The organism is Cryobacterium serini, from assembly GCF_004404025.1.
In the GTDB taxonomy this organism is placed as follows: domain Bacteria; phylum Actinomycetota; class Actinomycetes; order Actinomycetales; family Microbacteriaceae; genus Cryobacterium; species Cryobacterium serini.
Window position 1 is genome coordinate 97,881 of sequence record NZ_SOHN01000008.1, and the last position, 15,756, is coordinate 113,636.

The following is a 15,756-nucleotide window of genomic DNA, read 5'->3' on the forward strand; positions in this document are numbered from 1 at the left end:
GCAATTGTTTATGCAGGGTATTCGTTACAATTTCTAATGGTTCGGTTTTCGGTGGGCTGATGGGTGTAGGGAGTAGCAAATGCTGGATGTCAGGCGGCTGCGGCTGCTGCGTGAACTGAAAATTCGCGGCACCCTGGCCGGGGTTGCCGCAGCTCTGGCGTACAGCCCGTCGGCGGTGTCGCAACAGCTTGCGCTGCTGGAGAAAGAGGCCGGCGTCGTGCTGCTCAAGAAGGTGGGCCGCCGGGTGCAGCTCACACCGCAGGCCGAGATCCTGGTCGAGCACACCACGCATCTGCTGGAGCGGCTTGAGCTCGCCGAGGCCGACCTGCGTGCCAGCACGACGACCGTGTCGGGCACCGTGCGGGTGGCCGTGTTCCAGTCGGCGGCCCTCGCCGTGATTCCGCGCGCCCTGACCTTTCTTGCCGCAGAGTTTCCAGCGCTGCGGGTCGAAGTGACCGAGCGTGAGCCCGAGCGCGGCCTGTTCGAGGTCGCGGCACGGGACTTCGACCTCGTGCTGGCCGAGCAGTATCCCGGCCATACCCGGGCGCACTGGCCCGACCTCGACCGGGTCAACCTTGCGACGGATGCGTTGCGGCTCGCGGTGCCTCCAGCGGAGAACTCCCGCGTTACCGCCGGCACGCTCGAGGACACGGCTGGCCTGCCCTGGGTGATGGAACCGGTCGGCACGGCCTCGCGCCAGTGGGCCACGCAGCTGTGCCGTTCGGCCGGGTTCGAACCCGACGTTCGGTTTGAGACCGCCGATTTGATCGCACACATCCGCTTGATTGAATCGGGCAATGCCGTCGGGATTCTGCCCGATTTGGTCTGGGCCGGTCGCATGCCGGCCGTGCAGCTGCATGATCTGCCGGGCACACCCCATCGCACCCTGTTTTCGGCCGCGCGTCGGTCGAGTGCGCAGCGCCCCGGTGTGGTCGTGGTGCGCAAAGCCCTCGATCGAGCGGTGAGCAAGGTGGCCAAGCTCACCGAATCCGACCCGCTCGAGCCGCCGCGCCCGTTCGAGCCGCTCGCGCCGGTGTGACACGCCCGCTAAATAACAGACGGATGCCCCGGCCGCGAGAGCCGGGGCATCCGTCTCTAGAACGCTAGGCCGACAGGGCCTGGCGCTTGCGACGAACCAGGATCAAGCCGCCGCCGAGCAGTAAAAGTACCGCGGCGAGGCCGGCCGGGGCGAGTGAGGCACCGAGCGCCGGGATGGCGCTCAAGCCACTTGTTCCCGCGCCCGCGGACCCGGCCGCAACGACGGAGACCGCGATGCTGATCGGCTCGAGACCGATGCAGGTGATCACGAGCGTGTGCGCCCCGATCGGCGTGTTAGCCGGGATCACCGCCGAGAACGTGGCAATTCCAGCGGCGTTGGCCGTGAAGGTGCCGAGGTTCACCGGTGTGGAGTAGAGCGTGCCGGTGATCTCCTGGACGGGGTTCAGCCCGGAGACCGTGATGGTCACGCGCTCGCCCGGGGTGAACACGGCGTCGCCGACCTCGACGCTGGCCCAGTCGGTGCCCGCCAGCACTGCGCGGCCAAGCGGTGCCGGGTCGACGAGCGCGTGCTGCTCGAAGTACGAGACAGTCGCCGCGAGGTCGACCTGGCCAGTATCCGTAGCGTTGATTCCGGCGGCGAAGGTCGTGAATTTATCGCCGCCCGTGGCCAGGAATGAGTTTGTCGTGACACGGAAGACCTCGGCCGGGGAGATCGCCACACCGTTCAGGGACATGCCGACAATGTGCTCACCCGGTGCGGCGTCGGGCTCGTAGAGGTAGCTGAAGCCCTCCGAGACACCGAGGTGCAGCTTCGAGCGGCTGGGCTGCCACTGCTCCTCGAGCACCGCGCGCAGCTGGGCTCCCGTGAGGTCCATCGTGACGAGGGTATTGGCGAACGGCTGCACGGTGGCGACCTCCTTGTAGGTCACCTTTCCGTCTTCGCCGAAGCTGAGGTCGGTGCGCACACCGCCGGGGTTCATGAATGCGATCTCGGCCGGCTCGCCGCCGAAGTCCGCGTTCGAGGTAGCCCAGAGCTGAATGTCAGCGACAAGGTTGCCAAGGGTCGATTCTGAACCGCGATCTTCTGCCACCCCCTTGTAGGCCCGGGTGATGTCGGCGCTGATGGCACCGACTTCGACCGAGCCAACGATATCGGCCTGGGCCTTGGCATCCGCTACGATCTGCGCCACGGTCTGGTCGGCCGGGAACAGGCCGGTCGTGCCGTTGTGCAGATCAACGAGGGAGCTGGTCAGCGAGAGGACCGCCTTGCTGGCCGGGTCGACCGCGATGTTCACCCGGTCGAGGTTCATTCCGTACTGGCCGCTCTGCATCACCGGGCGTTCGAGCCCGTCGGTCCAGCCGTCGACCGGGTAGGAGCAGTTGTAGGTGGCGTGGGTGTGGCCGGAAAGGATCGCGTCGATATTCGCCGATGCACCGCGAATCAGACCGCCGTACAGGGTGTCCGCGGCGCCGATCGCGGCGCAGTCGGTTCCGACGCCACCCTCGTGGGTGAGCAGCACTATGACATCGGCTTCGCCGTTGCCCGTACTGCCGTCCTGCAACTGCGCGGCCACCCGGTTGGCGGCTTCGAGTTGGTCGCCGAACTCAATGTCGGCGATGCCGGCCGGGGAGACCATCGAAGCGGTCTGCGCGGTGACGGTGCCGATGAAACCGACCCGTATCCCGTCGACCTCTTTCACCCAGTACTCACTCAGGGCGGGAGTTTTCGTGCCCTTCAGGTAGACGTTGGCGCCGAGCGCATAACGCGGGTCACCAAACGATGACCTGACCCGGTTCTTAAGGTCGTCCCAGCCCGCGTCGAACTCGTGGTTTCCCACAACGGATGCGTCCAGCCCGGCCGCGAGGAGGGCGTCGATGGTCGGTTCATCCTGCTGTGAGAACGACGTGAAGGTGGAGGCGCCGATGTTGTCGCCCGCGGAGACGAACAGTGTGTTCGGGTTTTCGGTCTTCAGCTGCGCGACGGCTCCAGCGAGCACGGCAGCGCCGGCCTCCTGGTTTCTGGCGTTGGCTTCGAGCCGACCGTGAAAGTCATTGATGCCGAGCACCTGGATCTCGGTGGGAATGGTGTTGATCGAGAAGATCGTGGTGGTTCCGGAGACCTCATTGCCGACGGCGAGCATCGGCTCGCCGGTGGGTGAGTCTACTGCGGAGATGAACGTGACGCCCTCTGGACCGAGGTCGCCAGCCAACGGCAGGTCGGTCGCACCGGTTCCGGCCGTGACCGAGTCTTCCATCGACACCGCGAAATTGCGGTTGTTGAGGTAGGTCACGAACTGGGCGTTAGTCGGGTCCGTGATGTCGTAGGCCATGATGCCGCCGACCCGTTCGAGGCCGATAAAGGCGTAGGTGCGGCCGTCGATGGCGCCGATGGCGAGGTTTTCCGGCTCCGGGCCCTTGTCGTCGCTGCGACCCTCGAGGTTGGACTCACTGTGGGTGGAGTTGAAGTACGCGGGGTTCACCGCAGCGGTGATGCGTTCGAAGTCGTCTCCGGAGTCGAAGGACTGCGTGCCGTCGGTGTTCCAGATCGAGAAGGAGCGCGAGCCGAAGGCGTAGAGCTCGTCGTAACAGTTGCCGACAGTGTTGAATCCGTTTTCCTTGGTCACATTCAGGCGACCCAGGGCGGCATCAGTGTTGAGGCCGAACAGCGGGCTATCGGCGCAGATCGTGAGGTTCTTGGCACGATCACCCTCGACGTAGCTGCCCCACTCGCGGGCGTCACCCTCGTTGGCGGTGACCAGGTAGGTCGCGTCGGTGCCGGTAGTGGCATCCGTCGCCGTATAGGCGTTCATGCCGTCGGGCATGTACATGCCCTTGAGGCCTTCGTAGGTCTTAATGTTGACCGTCGGCGCGTCCTCGGGGTCGCGGTCGGAGGCGTCGATACCGTTGCCGACGAGGCCGTGGTCCTGAAAGCCGAGCGCCCGAACGGAGGTGACTGTGGCGGTCAAAAGATCCACGACGGCGACCGCATTGGCCTCCTGCAGCGCTACGTAGGCCGTGCCGCTGTCACCGTCGATGGCGACGTACTCGGGTTCGAGGTTTCTCGAGACGGGAAAGTCCGTGCCGATGGTCGGTCCGAAGACGCGTACGTCGACGCCGAGCGTCTTCGAGCCGCCGGCCTCGAAGTCATTGAAGTCGGCGGTCGCGACGTCCGTCGAAGCGGGCACGGAAATACTTCCGGGCAGTGAAACGATGCTGACTGAGCCCTCGGGGTCGATCCTGAAGTCGTCGCTCGGCTCGCCCTCGTTGGCGGAAACGGCATACTTGCCGTCGGCTGAGATGCTGACCATGTCGGGCAGGGCGCCAACCGTGACGGCGCCGAGAATTTTGGGCGCCGCTGCGGCGGCGTCGAAGAAGACGAGCCAGCCGGCATCCGTTTTGGTGGGCGATTCGATAGCGATGGCACCGAGGCCGTCGGCGCGCACGGCTACCGAGTTGGCAACCGCACCGGCCGGAATGGTTCCACCACCGTCGATAAGCGCACCCACGGCGCTGAGCGCAAACTGTTTGGTCGGCGCAGTCGGGACGGCAATATCGAGCACGTCGACCGCACCAAGTTCGGCGTTGACCACGAAGAGTCGCTCACTGCCGGCGTGGTACGTGACGATTTCGGCGGCCGACTTGTCGAACGTGCCGGTCTCGTAGCTGCCGAGCGGCGCCATCTCGAAGTAGGGGTCGGTTCCGTTCGCGGTGATGGGCGCCGTGACGATGGCAGCGGATGCCGTCGGCACCGCCGACACGAGGGGCGCGGCCGCGAGCGCGGCGCAGGCAGCGACGGCCGCCATGGTGACGATGGGAATTCGGCGTCGTGCGGGGCGTCGAAAGGCGCGCATGCGGTGATCCTCCTGGGAACAGACATTGAATACCTGACTGTGTAGCGGGCACAGGTGTCTCGCAGATGAATGCAGGGTGTCTCTAAGCCCTCGATAGGCTCGGGTCATGAGCGAACCCACACACGACGTCGTGATCATCGGTGGCGGCCACAACGGCCTCGTCGCCGCCGCCTATCTGGCCCAGGCGGGCCGCAGCGTGCTCGTACTCGAGCGCGAGCCACAGGTCGGCGGTGCCGCCATTTCAGCGAACACCTTCCCCGGCGTCGATGCGCGCCTCTCGCGCTACTCCTACCTGGTGAGCCTGTTGCCGACCAGAATCATCCGCGAACTGGGCCTGGATATCGAACTGGTCCGGCGGAGGTACTCGTCCTACACACCGGGGCTCTCCGATAGCGGCCTCCTGGTGGACAACGATAATGCCGAGTCGACCCGAGCAGCGTTCATCGGCATCGGTGCAGCTGCCGATTTCGACACCTGGAACGCCTTCTACGATGACACCTCCCGGCTGGCTCGCTCCTTGTTTCCCACGGTGTGCGAACCGCTGCTCACCCGCTCGGAGGCGAAACGGCTGGTCGACAACGACGCGCTCTGGACCGCACTCATCGAGCAGCCCCTCGGCGGCGTGATCACCCAGCGCTTCACCAACGACCTTGTGCGCGGTGTGGTGGCCACCGACGGCCTGATCGGCACTTTCACGAGCCTCGACGACGAGAGCCTCGATGCCAACCGCTGCTTTCTCTACCATGTGATCGGCAATGGAACCGGGGACTGGGACGTGCCGATCGGTGGCATGGGCGCCGTGACCGGGGCACTTGAACGGGCGGCTCGCGAGGCCGGCGCACGGCTGGAGGTCGGTGCCGACGTCACGTCGATCACCCCCGACGGAGCTGTCGAGTACCGCCAGAACGACCGCATCATGACGGCCAACGGCGCAGTGGTTCTGGCAAATGTGGCGCCGTGGGTGCTTGGGGAGTTGCTGGGCAATGGCGGCGAGGCATCCGGTGGAGCAATAAAGCCGGAGGGCGCGCAGGTGAAGGTCAACCTGCTGCTGACCCGGCTGCCACGGTTGAAAGACGCGAGCGTGTCGCCAGAGGCCGCGTTCGGCGGCACGTTTCACATCAACGAGAGCTACCGGCAACTGCAAACCGCCTACGAGCAGGCGGTTTTGGGCGAGGTTCCCGAGCTGGTGCCGTGCGAGATCTATTGTCATTCGCTGTCCGATCCGAGCATCCTCTCGCCACAGCTCGCCGCAGCCGGAGCACACACCCTCACCGTCTTCGCCCTGCACACCCCGAATCGCGCGCTCACCGAGGAGAACAACGACCAGATGCGGGCGCTCCTGCAGGCGGCCGTATTGCGATCGCTCAATTCGGTGCTCGCCGAGCCGATCGAAGCGCTGTTAGAGACGGATGCCGCCGGTCTCCCCTGCATCGAAACCAAGACCACGCTCGACCTCGAGCACGCCCTGAATCTGCCCGGCGGCAACATCTTCCACGGCAAGTTGACGTGGCCGTTTCTGGAAGACGATGAGCCGCGCGCCACCCCCGCCGAGCGCTGGGGAGTCGCCACCGGGTATCCGCGCATTCTGGTTTGCGGCGCCGGAGCCCGGCGTGGCGGCGGGGTCAGCGGGCTCGGCGGTCACAACGCCGCCATGGCCGTTCTGGAGGGATTCTGACGTATAGCCGGGGCGCGCAAAGTGGCCTAGCCTGAGTTAAGACTCGCGTTTCACTCAAAGTGGAGGTCACCATGTCAGCCAGGCCCACCGGACGTCTCGTTCACCGCGAAGACGGCCTGTATCTCATGTTCAATCGGCTGTTCAACGCGCCCATCGAAAAGGTGTGGGCAAGCATGACCCGTCCCGCCGAACTTGAGAAGTGGATCGGCACGTATACAGGTTCGCCAGCTACCGGCGCCGTTAAATTCAAGATGACGGCGGAGCCCGACGCCAAGTGGGAGTACGTGAGCATTCGGGAATGCCAGGCTCCGCACCGCTTCAACGGCGATTTCGGCGAGGGCGAAGACTCCTGGCGCGCCATGTTCCACTTGGTCGAGGGTGACGGCATGACCAACCTCACCTTCGGGCAGCGGCTTCGTTCGGCGTCCGAGGCCTCCACGGTCGGTCCCGGCTGGGACTACTACCTTGATCGCCTGGTCGCCTCGCGCGCCGGCCTGCCAGTACCGGCGTGGGAGCACTACTACCCCGCGCACGCCCAGTTTTACAAGGACCTCATCATTCCGGTGCGCACCGCCTGATTCGCCGGGACTTGCGCCTCCGTCGACCCGCCGTAGTGCTGGGTCGAGGGAGGAGTTCGTGCTGCGTATTCCCACCTCACACTGACAACAGGGCGGTTCGCCCAGCTTTGCGAGAGTCGGAAATCGGTTGCTTCAGCATGGTTGAAGCGTTCTCTTCCCCGCGCTTGCTGATGAGAAGAAACTTCTGATCCGCATTCACTTCCTACTGAGTTTTTCTCGCTTTCATGAGCGTTTTAGGCTATAATTATGGGTGAAGGAGGCACCGACGCCATGACCCTCACCGCCCCGCCCGCCGCCACCGGCTCTGTGCCGGAACCCGAGGGTTCTCGGGTTTTGGTCATTGGTCAGGCTGGCGCTTTGCTGGGGTCTGTTTTAGACGGAACACGGTTTGGTCAGCTCGATGACTGCGAGGCTGTCGCGGTCCTGGCGGCGTTGGAGGAGCTGGGCCGCAAGGTTGATGGTGCCAGGCTACGAGCCACCACCGACATTGGTGTCCGCGCCGAAACCGACCTCGGCAACGGCTCGCTCGCCTACAAAAACGGATGCCGCAACCGGGTCGAATTCATCACCCAACTCGCCGGCATCTCCGGCCGCGAAGCCAAACGCCGCCTGAAGCTGGGTGAGACCGCGGTGGACCGCACCCCGATGGGCCTGCCCGTGCCAGCGCGTTACCCGGTCATTGCCGACGGCCTCACCAGCGGGGAGCTCGGGGTGGAGTCGGCCGAAATCATCGCCACCACCCTCACCGCGCTGCACGGAAAAGTCATGCAGGACGACCTCGACTACGTCGAACGCGCCCTGGTCGCGTCGGCGACCGGAGCGATCACCCCGGAATCGGCCGGGCTGCCCGGGGCCGGTATCCGCTTCGCGCCCGACCTGCTGCGGGCACAAGCATTGGAATGGCAAGGGCGGCTCGACCCGGACGGTACCGCCCCCACCGACGACCTCGTCGAAGCGAGAAGCTCTCTGACGTTTGGGCTGCTGCGCAACGGGCTCTATCCGCTGCGGGCTGACGTCACCCCGGAACTACGTGGCATCATGGACACCCTCTTCGACACGTACCTGTCGGCCCGGTCCCGCACGCCCCGATTTGAACCCACCGAACCCCCGACGAAGGCTGCATCATCCCCGGCTGCACCACCCCCGCCCGCTGGTGCGAAGTCCACCATGTAATGCCTCACCACCAGGGCGGACCGACCAACATCGACAACGGCTGTCTCCTCTGCTGGTTCCACCACCACACCATCGACACCAGCGGCTGGAACATCCGCATGATCAACGGCAGACCCCAAATACGCGGACCCGTCTTATGGGACCCCACCCAAACCTGGCGGCCAGCCCACACCCACCGGGCCAACACCCCCAGCCCCGAACCGTACTGGCGCACCTAGCACTACGCCTGGCTCGGTTGGGTTACCGTTTTAGCCAGTTCCAGAGGGCTAGTTCCAGATGCTGGGAGCGGGAGCTCGCGTCGCGGGAGAGGCTGCATTGCGGCTCCACTCGAGCAGCCACTCGGGCACCGTCACGTCGTCGGGGGCGACACCGATCGCCGCGAGCAGCTCGTCGATCGTCACGACGCCGCCGGTGCGCTTGAGAAAGCGGCCGCGAATGTAGCCGTGGGAGTAGATTTCGGGTGAGCCGTCGGCATCCGGTCGTACAAAGCGTTGTTCGACGTATACGGCCTTTTCGTCGAAGCCGAGGATGCGCGACTCCACCGTGAACTTCTGCCCGACCGTGAGCGACTTGCGAAAGCTGATGGTCTCGGACACCACAACCGGGTACCAGCCGCGCTCCTGGAAGATGGCCCAGACGCCGGTGCGGTGCAGCATGTCGAAGCGGGCCACGTCCATGATCGACAGGTAGACGCCGTTGTTCATGTGCCGCAAAATGTCCAGGTCGGTCGGCATCGTCACGAAGTTGGTGCGCGCGACGTCGAAGTGGCCGAGCCGGGGGCCGAACTTCGACAGCAGGGCATGGAGGAGGGTTCTGAAGAACATATGCACGACACGATGCTAGCGAAGCGGTCGCGCAGGCGCGTTATCTGTTGTGGTTGTGCGCCAGCATTCGTTACCCCAGCGGGGTGTGCGTGCACGATGTGCCACAGTCGCCGGCGGTCTAACATTCAGACATGGTTTCCCTACCCACCCTGCTGACGTTCGCGCTCGCATCGATCGCGCTCATCGTCATTCCCGGCCCGACCGTGCTGTTCGTGATCGGGCGATCGCTCGCGCTCGGCCGGCTCGGCGGGTTTCTCAGCGTGCTCGGCAACGCCCTCGGGCTGATTCCAGTGATCGTCGCAGTGTCACTCGGGCTCGGCGCCATCGTGACCCAGTCGGTGCTGCTGTTCACGATCGTCAAGTTCGCCGGCGCGGCCTACATCATCTATCTCGGGGTGCAGGCCATTCGCAAGCGGCGTACGGCCGCCCAGCTGAGCGAGGCCCGGGTCACGCGCAAGACCAAGTGGCGACTCGTGCTCGAGGGCTTCGTGGTGGGGCTGAGCAACCCCAAATCGCTCGTATTCTTCATCGCGGTGCTGCCACAGTTCGTGAATTACCGGGCCGGGGATGTGCCTCTGCAACTCGCGGTGCTCGGGCTGGTGTTCGTGGTGCTCGCCCTGCTCGGCGACAGTACCTGGGCTCTTGCCGCCGGCACTGCACGGGCCTGGTTTGCTAAATCGCCCAAACGCATCGAGACCCTGTCGTCGGCCGGTGGCGTGATGATGATCAGCCTTGGCGGGGTGCTCGCCGCGACCGGCGCGCGCTCCTAGCTCACAGCGACCGCACGCGGCGCAACGGCACGCACGAAGGCGCCGAGCCGTCGGTAGACCTCCTGCGATTCGGGATGCGTGTCGTCCTGCTGCCAGGTGTGCTTGGTATTGACGCTGTGCCGCCCGTAAATGAGGGTGTCGACGCGAATCGCGCGCGCCCGCAGCGCCTCGATGAAGTTGAGGTTGGCGCGGTAGAAATAGTCCCGCTCCGAGGTCGTGACGAAAACCGGCGGAAAGCCCCGGTCGAGCCACTCGATAGGTGACATGAACCGTGCTGCCGTGCGCAGGTGCAGGCCGCGGCCACGCTCGGGCAGCAGCATCCGCACAAAGTTGAGGCTCAGTACGAACCCGCGGTCGAACAGCACCGAGAAATCGGCGATGCTGCAGTGCTGCACCAGGCCGCGCAGGTTACGCGCCGCGACCGGCGGGCGAATGCCGTAGTGCTCGGCGAGTTCCGGCGCGTAAGCCGCGGCCGTGAGCAGCGCCGCGATGTGGCCGCCGGCGGAGTCGCCGCCGAGCACGACGCGGGTGGGGTCTCCCCCGTAAGCGGCGATGTTGCGGGCGACCCAGTCGAGCACCGCGTTGCCATCCTGCAACATGTGTTTCAGTTGAAACCGGGTGGCCATGCGGTAGTTTGCGTTGACCACGATCATGCCCGCAGCGGCCTGGCTCGCGCAGTATTTGGTGAGCGGGTCCTTGTCGCCCGAGGTCCAGCCACCACCATGAAAGTACACGTAGACCGGAAGTGGCTCCGCGCCTTGTTCGCGTTTGGGCGCGAGCACGTCGAGCCGGTGAATCTTCTCGCCATCGCCGACGTAGTCGAGGTCCAGGTCATACTCGACCGAATCGATCGGATGCAGGTTGAATTTATGCACCGGGGTCGCCCGTCGCAGCATGAGCGCGCGCCAGGCCCAAACCGGCAGCCGGCGAATGCCCGTCTCCCGATGAGCCGACCGGTCGACGGTTACCCCGTCGGCGTGCAAGCGGATGCCGTGCAGCCAGGCGCGTGCCGAATGTTCAACCCGGGCGGGGCCGGACGAAGTCGGGGGCTCTGCGGGGAGGGGCGTGGGACGAACGGAATTTATCAGTTTACCAGTGCTACTCACTTAATCGAGGCTAAGTCGACTCTCCCGAATGCTCGCTGGGAAGTACCCCATTTGGGGGTAACTCTCGGCTTCAGGTGGCTGGTCTTGCCGTACATTCACGCAGCGGATGCCCCGCCCGCAATCCCGGTCGCTTCCAGCACCGCGCGCGCGAGCGTGTGAAAGTGCAGGTTGAAGCCCAGAACGCCCGGGGTGGACTGCGGGTCGAGGTCGAGCGTTGGCACATCGACGGCGTGCACGATGAACTGGTAGCGGTGAGTGCCGGTACCGGGTGGCGGCGCGGCGCCGGCAAACGAGGTGAGGCGCATCTCGTTCGGGAGCACGAGTGCGCCGGCCGGCAGAGCGCCGCCAGAAGGAAGGCTGGTCACCGCAACCGAAAGGTTCGCCACGGCCCAATGCCAGAAGCCAGAGCCGGTCGGAGCGTCGGGGTCGTATACGGTGAGGGCGAAACTCTGGGTTTCGGGCGGGTACCCCGACCAGGACAGCTGGGGGGAAACATCCGCTCCTCCGGCCTCGGCGCTGTATTGGGCTGGGCGCAGCGGGCCGCCGTCGGTCATGTCGGTGCTCGTGAGTGAGAACTGGAGCACCTCGCCGAAGCGGGCGAGTGGGTCTTTTGTCATGCGTGGCCTCCGGTCGATCTGTTGCGAGACAATCAGTGCGGCCAGCCTACGCGCGCACCTCGTCAGCGCGCACCTCGTAACAATGGTGCCCCCGTAAAATGGGCCCATGGCCATTCCGAAGATTCTGCTCTATTACATCTTCACTCCGCTGGCCGACCCGGAGGCCGTGCGGCTCTGGCAGCGCGACCTGTGCGCCGGACTCGGCCTGCGCGGGCGCATCCTCATCTCGAAGGATGGCCTGAACGGCACGGTGGGCGGCGACCTGCCGGCGATCAAGAAGTACATCCGTAAGACCCGCGACTACCCCGCGTTCAAGAACATTGATTTCAAGTGGAGCGAGGGCACCGGCCTCGACGAGAGCGGCCAGAGTCTGGACTTTCCCAAACTCGTGGTCAAGGTACGCGATGAGATCGTGAGCTTTGGTGCGCCCGGCGAACTGCGCGTCGACCAGGCGGGGGTCGTGGGGGGCGGCATCAAGCTGCAGCCGGCCGAACTCAACGCGCTGGTCGCCGAGCGCGGCGACGAAGTGGTCTTCTTCGACGGGCGTAATCGGTTCGAGGCTGAAATCGGCCACTTTCGCGATGCGGTCGTGCCCGACGTGGAGAACACGCGTGAGTTCGTGGCCGAACTCGACAGCGGTAAATACGACCATCTCAAGGGCAAGCCGGTGGTGACTTATTGCACCGGCGGCATCCGCTGTGAAGTGCTCAGCGGCCTGATGAAGTCGCGCGGATTCGGCGAGGTGTATCAACTCGACGGCGGCATTGTGCGTTACGGCGAGGCTTTCGGTAATGAGGGGCTGTGGTCGGGTTCGCTCTACGTCTTCGACCAGCGGATGTCCATCGACTTCGCTCCCGACGCTGCCGTGCTCGGCACTTGCCAGGTCTGCGCCGCACCGACCACGAACATGCGCAACTGCCGCGACGTCTCCTGCCGGGAACAGCTGGTCGTGTGCGCTACCTGCGTGGCCGCCGCGGCTCCGGCCTGCACCACCCATGCGTCGCGAGCGATCGAGACATCGCCCGCAACCTGAGCGGCCCGATTGCGGGCACGATCAGCACCGAAACATCAGTAGAGAGTTCCGGTGCTGGCACACGCTGTGCTTGGATCGTGGTGTGACCTACGACGCGCTGGCTGTTCGCACCCATTTTCCCGCCCTCTCCACCGGCATCGCTTTCTTCGATGGGCCGGGCGGCACCCAGACCCCGCGGCAGGTCGGCGCGGCGATCGCACTGACCCTCACCCGCCCGCTCTCGAACCGCGGCACAGGCAGCCTGCCCGAACGCAACGCGGACGATGCGGTGACCGGGTTTCGCACCGCCGCAGCAGACCTGCTCGGCGCCAAACCCGACGGCATCGTCTACGGGCGCAGCGCGACAGCACTCACCTACGATTTCTCCCATCATCTCTCCCGCGCGTGGGGTCCCGGCGACGAGGTCGTCGTCTCCCGGCTGGATCATGACTCGAACATCCGGCCGTGGGTGCAGGCGGCCGCCCGCACGGGTGCAACCGTGCGCTGGGTCGACTTCGACCCGTCCACCGGCGAATTATCCGCCGACGCGTTCGCCGCCGTCGTTGGTCCAGCGACGCGCCTCGTTGCCGTCACAGCCGCATCAAACCTGATTGGAACGCGCCCACCGATCGCGGCGATCGCCGACGTGGCGCATGCCGCCGGCGCGCTGCTCTACGTTGACGGTGTGCACTACACACCGCACGCCCTCGTCGACGTCAAGGCGCTCGGCGCCGACTTCTTCGTGTGCTCCCCGTATAAGTTTCTCGGCCCACATTGCGGCGTACTCGCCGCCGCGCCGGAACTCTTGGAAGGCATCCGGCCCGACAAGCTCGCAACGTCGACCGATTTGGTGCCCGAGCGATTCGAGTTTGGCACCCTCCCCTACGAACAGCTCGCCGGCGTAACGGCGGCCATTGATTTTCTCGCCGCCCTCGTGCCGAGCTCGCCCACCGCTGGCGCCGCCGCCCCCACCCGGAGGGAACGCCTCGTGGCGTCCTCGCACGCACTCGAAGCGTACGAAGCAATATTGCTCGCCCAGCTTGAAGTCGGGCTCGCTGCGCTGGCCGGCGTGCTCGTGCATTCCCGCGCCGCGCAGCGCACCCCCACCGTTCTGGTGACCTTCGCCACACATTCGGCCGCTGCCGCCTCCGCGTTTCTCATCGACCGGGGGATTCTGGCTCCGGCGGGTTCGTTCTATGCCCGAGAAGCGAGTCGGCACCTCGGCCTGGGCGATGATGGCGGACTGCGCATCGGTCTCGCCCCGTACACCACGGCGCACGAAGTCGAGCGGATACTCGACGCGCTCAATGATTTTCTACGGCCGTAGCGATGTCGCCGGAAAGCCCGCTCTCGCTGCGGATGCATGGGCGCTGCCGGCCCTAGGCTGGTCTCACTACAGAGGGGAGTCGGATGTCTGCCGGCGCTGTTATCGAATTTCACAACATCAGCAAGCACTTTGGTGGGGTCGCCGCGGTCAACGGCCTCTCCTTCACCGTTGAGCCGGGGCGGGTCACCGGGTTTCTCGGACCAAACGGCGCCGGTAAGACCACGAGCCTGCGCATTCTGCTCGGGCTGGTTGCCGCCAGCAGCGGCACGGCCACGTTCGGCGGCGTGCGCTATCGCGACCTGCCGCATCCACTCAAAACGGTGGGCGCAGCCCTCGAAGCCGCAAGCTTCCATCCGGGGCGTACCGCCCGAAGCCACCTTGGCGTCTATGCGATCGCCGCCGGACTGCCGCGCACCCGCGTTATGGAGGTGCTCACCCAGGTGGGCCTTGCCGCCCACGCCGCCCAGCGCGTCGGCGGCTACTCGCTCGGCATGCGCCAGCGCCTCGGCCTGGCCTACGCCCTGCTCGGGGACCCGGGTGTGCTCGTGCTCGACGAGCCGATCAACGGGCTGGACCCGGAGGGCATCCGCTGGATCCGCGGGTTTCTGCGCGACATGGCCGCCGAGGGCCGCACCGTTCTGGTCAGTTCCCACCTGCTCTTTGAGGTTGCGCAGAGCGTCGATGACGTCGTTATCATCGCCCGCGGTGAACTCGTGCATCTCGGCCCGCTGTCGAGCCTTGACACGGATGCCGCACCCCAGACGATCGTGGATTCTCCCGACCGCGAGAACCTTGCCGCAACCCTGACGGCGGCCGGCATCAGCTTCTCGATCGGCCGCACCGGTCTACTCGCCGCGACGGGCGACCCAGCCCGGCTCGGCCACCTCGCCTTCGAAGCCGGGATCGAACTGAGCGTGCTGCATCGACAGAAGGCCGGCCTCGAAGACTCGTTTCTCGCCCTCGTCGGCGGAAGTCGCTCACTATGACCATGTTCCTGCGGTGCGTTTCAGCCGAATTCGCCAAGATTTTCACGACCCGTTTGTGGTGGATTCTCGCCATCGTCCTGTTTTGCTACATCGGCCTGCTGGCCGGCGGCCTCGCGGCACTGTTCGCCGGGATCCAGACCGGTGTGATCAGCCCGGATGCCGTGAACACCGGTGGCGGATCCACCGATCTCGGCAGCCTCCCGGCGCTGATCTACAGCTTCGCTTCTTCGGTCGGCTACGTCTTTCCGGTACTGCTCGGTGCCCTTGCGACGACCGGTGAATTTCGTCACCAGACCCTCACGCCCACGTTCCTGGCCACACCGCGCCGCGGCCTCGTGCTCGGAGCGAAGACCGTGACGCTGATCCTGGTCGGCGCGGGCCTCGGGGTCGTCGCTCTGGCGGCATCCGTTGGTATTGGTGGTGGGGTGCTGAGCGCGTTCGGGGTAGACGCTTCGCTGCTCGATTCGGAAACCTGGCTGCTCGTCGCCCGCACCCTGCTGGCCATGGGCCTGTGGGCAGCGATCGGCGTGGGCCTCGGAGTGCTTGTGCCAAACCAGGTCGCCTCGATCGTGATCGTGCTGGCCTTCACCCAGTTCGTTGAACCGCTGCTGCGGCTGGCGGCATCCTTTCTCGAGGTCACCGCGACAATCGGAAACTTTCTGCCCGGTGCCGCAAGTGATGCGCTGGTCGGGTCGAGCTTTCTGAACCTCGCGAATCCGTCTGCTTCAATGCCCCTGGACTGGTGGCAGGGCGGCCTGGTACTGCTCGGCTACGCCCTGGTCGCGACCGTGATCGGCTATGCCGTGAGCTGGAAGAAGGACGTCACCTAGCCAAACTC

Annotated in this window: 14 protein-coding genes; 10 read left to right on the forward strand and 4 right to left on the reverse strand. The window is 65.5% G+C overall.

Annotated features, from left to right (window positions below; genetic code table 11):
• The first annotated feature begins 79 nt into the window (after positions 1 to 79).
• A complete protein-coding gene (locus tag E3T51_RS03845; RefSeq protein WP_134527753.1) occupies positions 80 to 1,039 on the forward strand; it encodes a LysR family transcriptional regulator in 960 nt (319 codons plus the stop codon).
• Between the two features lie 64 nt (positions 1,040 to 1,103).
• On the opposite strand, the gene E3T51_RS03850 is transcribed toward E3T51_RS03845, so the two are convergent.
• Entirely contained in the window at positions 1,104 to 4,850 is a 3,747-nt protein-coding gene (locus tag E3T51_RS03850; protein ID WP_134527755.1) for a choice-of-anchor I family protein, read from the reverse strand.
• Positions 4,851 to 4,956: 106 nt separating this feature from the next.
• Between E3T51_RS03850 and E3T51_RS03855 the strand changes: the two genes are divergently transcribed.
• The 4 genes from E3T51_RS03855 to E3T51_RS03870 all read left to right on the forward strand — a co-directional run bounded on the left by E3T51_RS03855 (position 4,957) and on the right by E3T51_RS03870 (position 8,494).
• Complete coding sequence (locus tag E3T51_RS03855) at positions 4,957 to 6,525, forward strand: phytoene desaturase family protein (protein ID WP_134527758.1); 1,569 nt, start codon at positions 4,957 to 4,959, stop codon at positions 6,523 to 6,525.
• A gap of 71 nt (positions 6,526 to 6,596) precedes the next feature.
• A complete protein-coding gene (locus tag E3T51_RS03860; RefSeq protein WP_134527761.1) occupies positions 6,597 to 7,103 on the forward strand; it encodes an SRPBCC domain-containing protein in 507 nt (168 codons plus the stop codon).
• A 246-nt stretch (positions 7,104 to 7,349) separates the two neighbouring features.
• On the forward strand, positions 7,350 to 8,276 hold the full coding sequence (locus tag E3T51_RS03865; RefSeq protein ID WP_134527763.1) for a DUF222 domain-containing protein: 927 nt from the start codon (positions 7,350 to 7,352) through the stop codon (positions 8,274 to 8,276).
• Positions 8,276 to 8,494: a hypothetical protein gene (locus E3T51_RS03870; protein WP_241989159.1), complete on the forward strand. Its 219-nt coding sequence runs from the start codon at positions 8,276 to 8,278 to the stop codon at positions 8,492 to 8,494. Before E3T51_RS03865 ends, E3T51_RS03870 begins: the two co-directional genes overlap by 1 nt.
• Positions 8,495 to 8,542: 48 nt before the next feature.
• Here E3T51_RS03870 and E3T51_RS03875 read toward each other — a convergent pair whose 3' ends face one another.
• A complete protein-coding gene (locus tag E3T51_RS03875; protein WP_104191425.1) occupies positions 8,543 to 9,100 on the reverse strand; it encodes an acyl-CoA thioesterase in 558 nt (185 codons plus the stop codon).
• 131 nt (positions 9,101 to 9,231) lie between these two features.
• On the opposite strand from E3T51_RS03875, the gene E3T51_RS03880 reads away from it, so the two are divergent.
• Positions 9,232 to 9,870, forward strand: a complete 639-nt coding sequence (locus E3T51_RS03880; RefSeq protein ID WP_104191424.1) for a LysE family translocator — start codon at positions 9,232 to 9,234, stop codon at positions 9,868 to 9,870.
• On the opposite strand, the gene E3T51_RS03885 is transcribed toward E3T51_RS03880, so the two are convergent.
• Positions 9,867 to 10,976: an alpha/beta hydrolase gene (locus E3T51_RS03885; RefSeq protein WP_241989160.1), complete on the reverse strand. Its 1,110-nt coding sequence runs from the start codon at positions 10,974 to 10,976 to the stop codon at positions 9,867 to 9,869. The genes E3T51_RS03880 and E3T51_RS03885 overlap by 4 nt on opposite strands.
• Positions 10,977 to 11,071: 95 nt before the next feature.
• On the reverse strand, positions 11,072 to 11,593 hold the full coding sequence (locus E3T51_RS03890; protein ID WP_134527769.1) for a YbhB/YbcL family Raf kinase inhibitor-like protein: 522 nt from the start codon (positions 11,591 to 11,593) through the stop codon (positions 11,072 to 11,074).
• Positions 11,594 to 11,699: 106 nt separating this feature from the next.
• Between E3T51_RS03890 and trhO the strand changes: the two genes are divergently transcribed.
• The 4 genes from trhO to E3T51_RS03910 all read left to right on the forward strand — a co-directional run bounded on the left by trhO (position 11,700) and on the right by E3T51_RS03910 (position 15,748).
• Positions 11,700 to 12,626 (forward strand): oxygen-dependent tRNA uridine(34) hydroxylase TrhO, encoded by a 927-nt coding sequence (gene trhO / locus E3T51_RS03895; RefSeq protein ID WP_134527771.1) that lies wholly within the window; start codon positions 11,700 to 11,702, stop codon positions 12,624 to 12,626.
• A gap of 82 nt (positions 12,627 to 12,708) precedes the next feature.
• The gene (locus tag E3T51_RS03900) at positions 12,709 to 13,932 is read left to right on the forward strand and encodes a cysteine desulfurase-like protein (protein ID WP_134527774.1); all 1,224 of its coding nucleotides are present in this window, start codon (positions 12,709 to 12,711) and stop codon (positions 13,930 to 13,932) included.
• 83 nt (positions 13,933 to 14,015) lie between these two features.
• A complete protein-coding gene (locus E3T51_RS03905; RefSeq protein ID WP_134527777.1) occupies positions 14,016 to 14,918 on the forward strand; it encodes an ATP-binding cassette domain-containing protein in 903 nt (300 codons plus the stop codon).
• A complete protein-coding gene (locus E3T51_RS03910; protein ID WP_241989161.1) occupies positions 14,915 to 15,748 on the forward strand; it encodes an ABC transporter permease in 834 nt (277 codons plus the stop codon). Before E3T51_RS03905 ends, E3T51_RS03910 begins: the two co-directional genes overlap by 4 nt.
• Positions 15,749 to 15,756: the final 8 nt, after the last annotated feature.

Excerpts from the sequence above, each read along its gene's own strand:
- E3T51_RS03845 (WP_134527753.1), top strand. The coding sequence starts at position 80 with ATGCTGGATGTCAGGCGGCTGCGGCTGCTGCGTGAACTGAAAATTCGC.
- E3T51_RS03850 (WP_134527755.1), bottom strand. The coding sequence starts at position 4,850 with ATGCGCGCCTTTCGACGCCCCGCACGACGCCGAATTCCCATCGTCACC.
- E3T51_RS03855 (WP_134527758.1), top strand. The coding sequence starts at position 4,957 with ATGAGCGAACCCACACACGACGTCGTGATCATCGGTGGCGGCCACAAC.
- E3T51_RS03860 (WP_134527761.1), top strand. The coding sequence starts at position 6,597 with ATGTCAGCCAGGCCCACCGGACGTCTCGTTCACCGCGAAGACGGCCTG.
- E3T51_RS03865 (WP_134527763.1), top strand. The coding sequence starts at position 7,350 with ATGGGTGAAGGAGGCACCGACGCCATGACCCTCACCGCCCCGCCCGCC.
- E3T51_RS03870 (WP_241989159.1), top strand. The coding sequence starts at position 8,276 with ATGCCTCACCACCAGGGCGGACCGACCAACATCGACAACGGCTGTCTC.
- E3T51_RS03875 (WP_104191425.1), bottom strand. The coding sequence starts at position 9,100 with ATGTTCTTCAGAACCCTCCTCCATGCCCTGCTGTCGAAGTTCGGCCCC.
- E3T51_RS03880 (WP_104191424.1), top strand. The coding sequence starts at position 9,232 with ATGGTTTCCCTACCCACCCTGCTGACGTTCGCGCTCGCATCGATCGCG.
- E3T51_RS03890 (WP_134527769.1), bottom strand. The coding sequence starts at position 11,593 with ATGACAAAAGACCCACTCGCCCGCTTCGGCGAGGTGCTCCAGTTCTCA.
- trhO (WP_134527771.1), top strand. The coding sequence starts at position 11,700 with ATGGCCATTCCGAAGATTCTGCTCTATTACATCTTCACTCCGCTGGCC.
- E3T51_RS03905 (WP_134527777.1), top strand. The coding sequence starts at position 14,016 with ATGTCTGCCGGCGCTGTTATCGAATTTCACAACATCAGCAAGCACTTT.
- E3T51_RS03910 (WP_241989161.1), top strand. The coding sequence starts at position 14,915 with ATGACCATGTTCCTGCGGTGCGTTTCAGCCGAATTCGCCAAGATTTTC.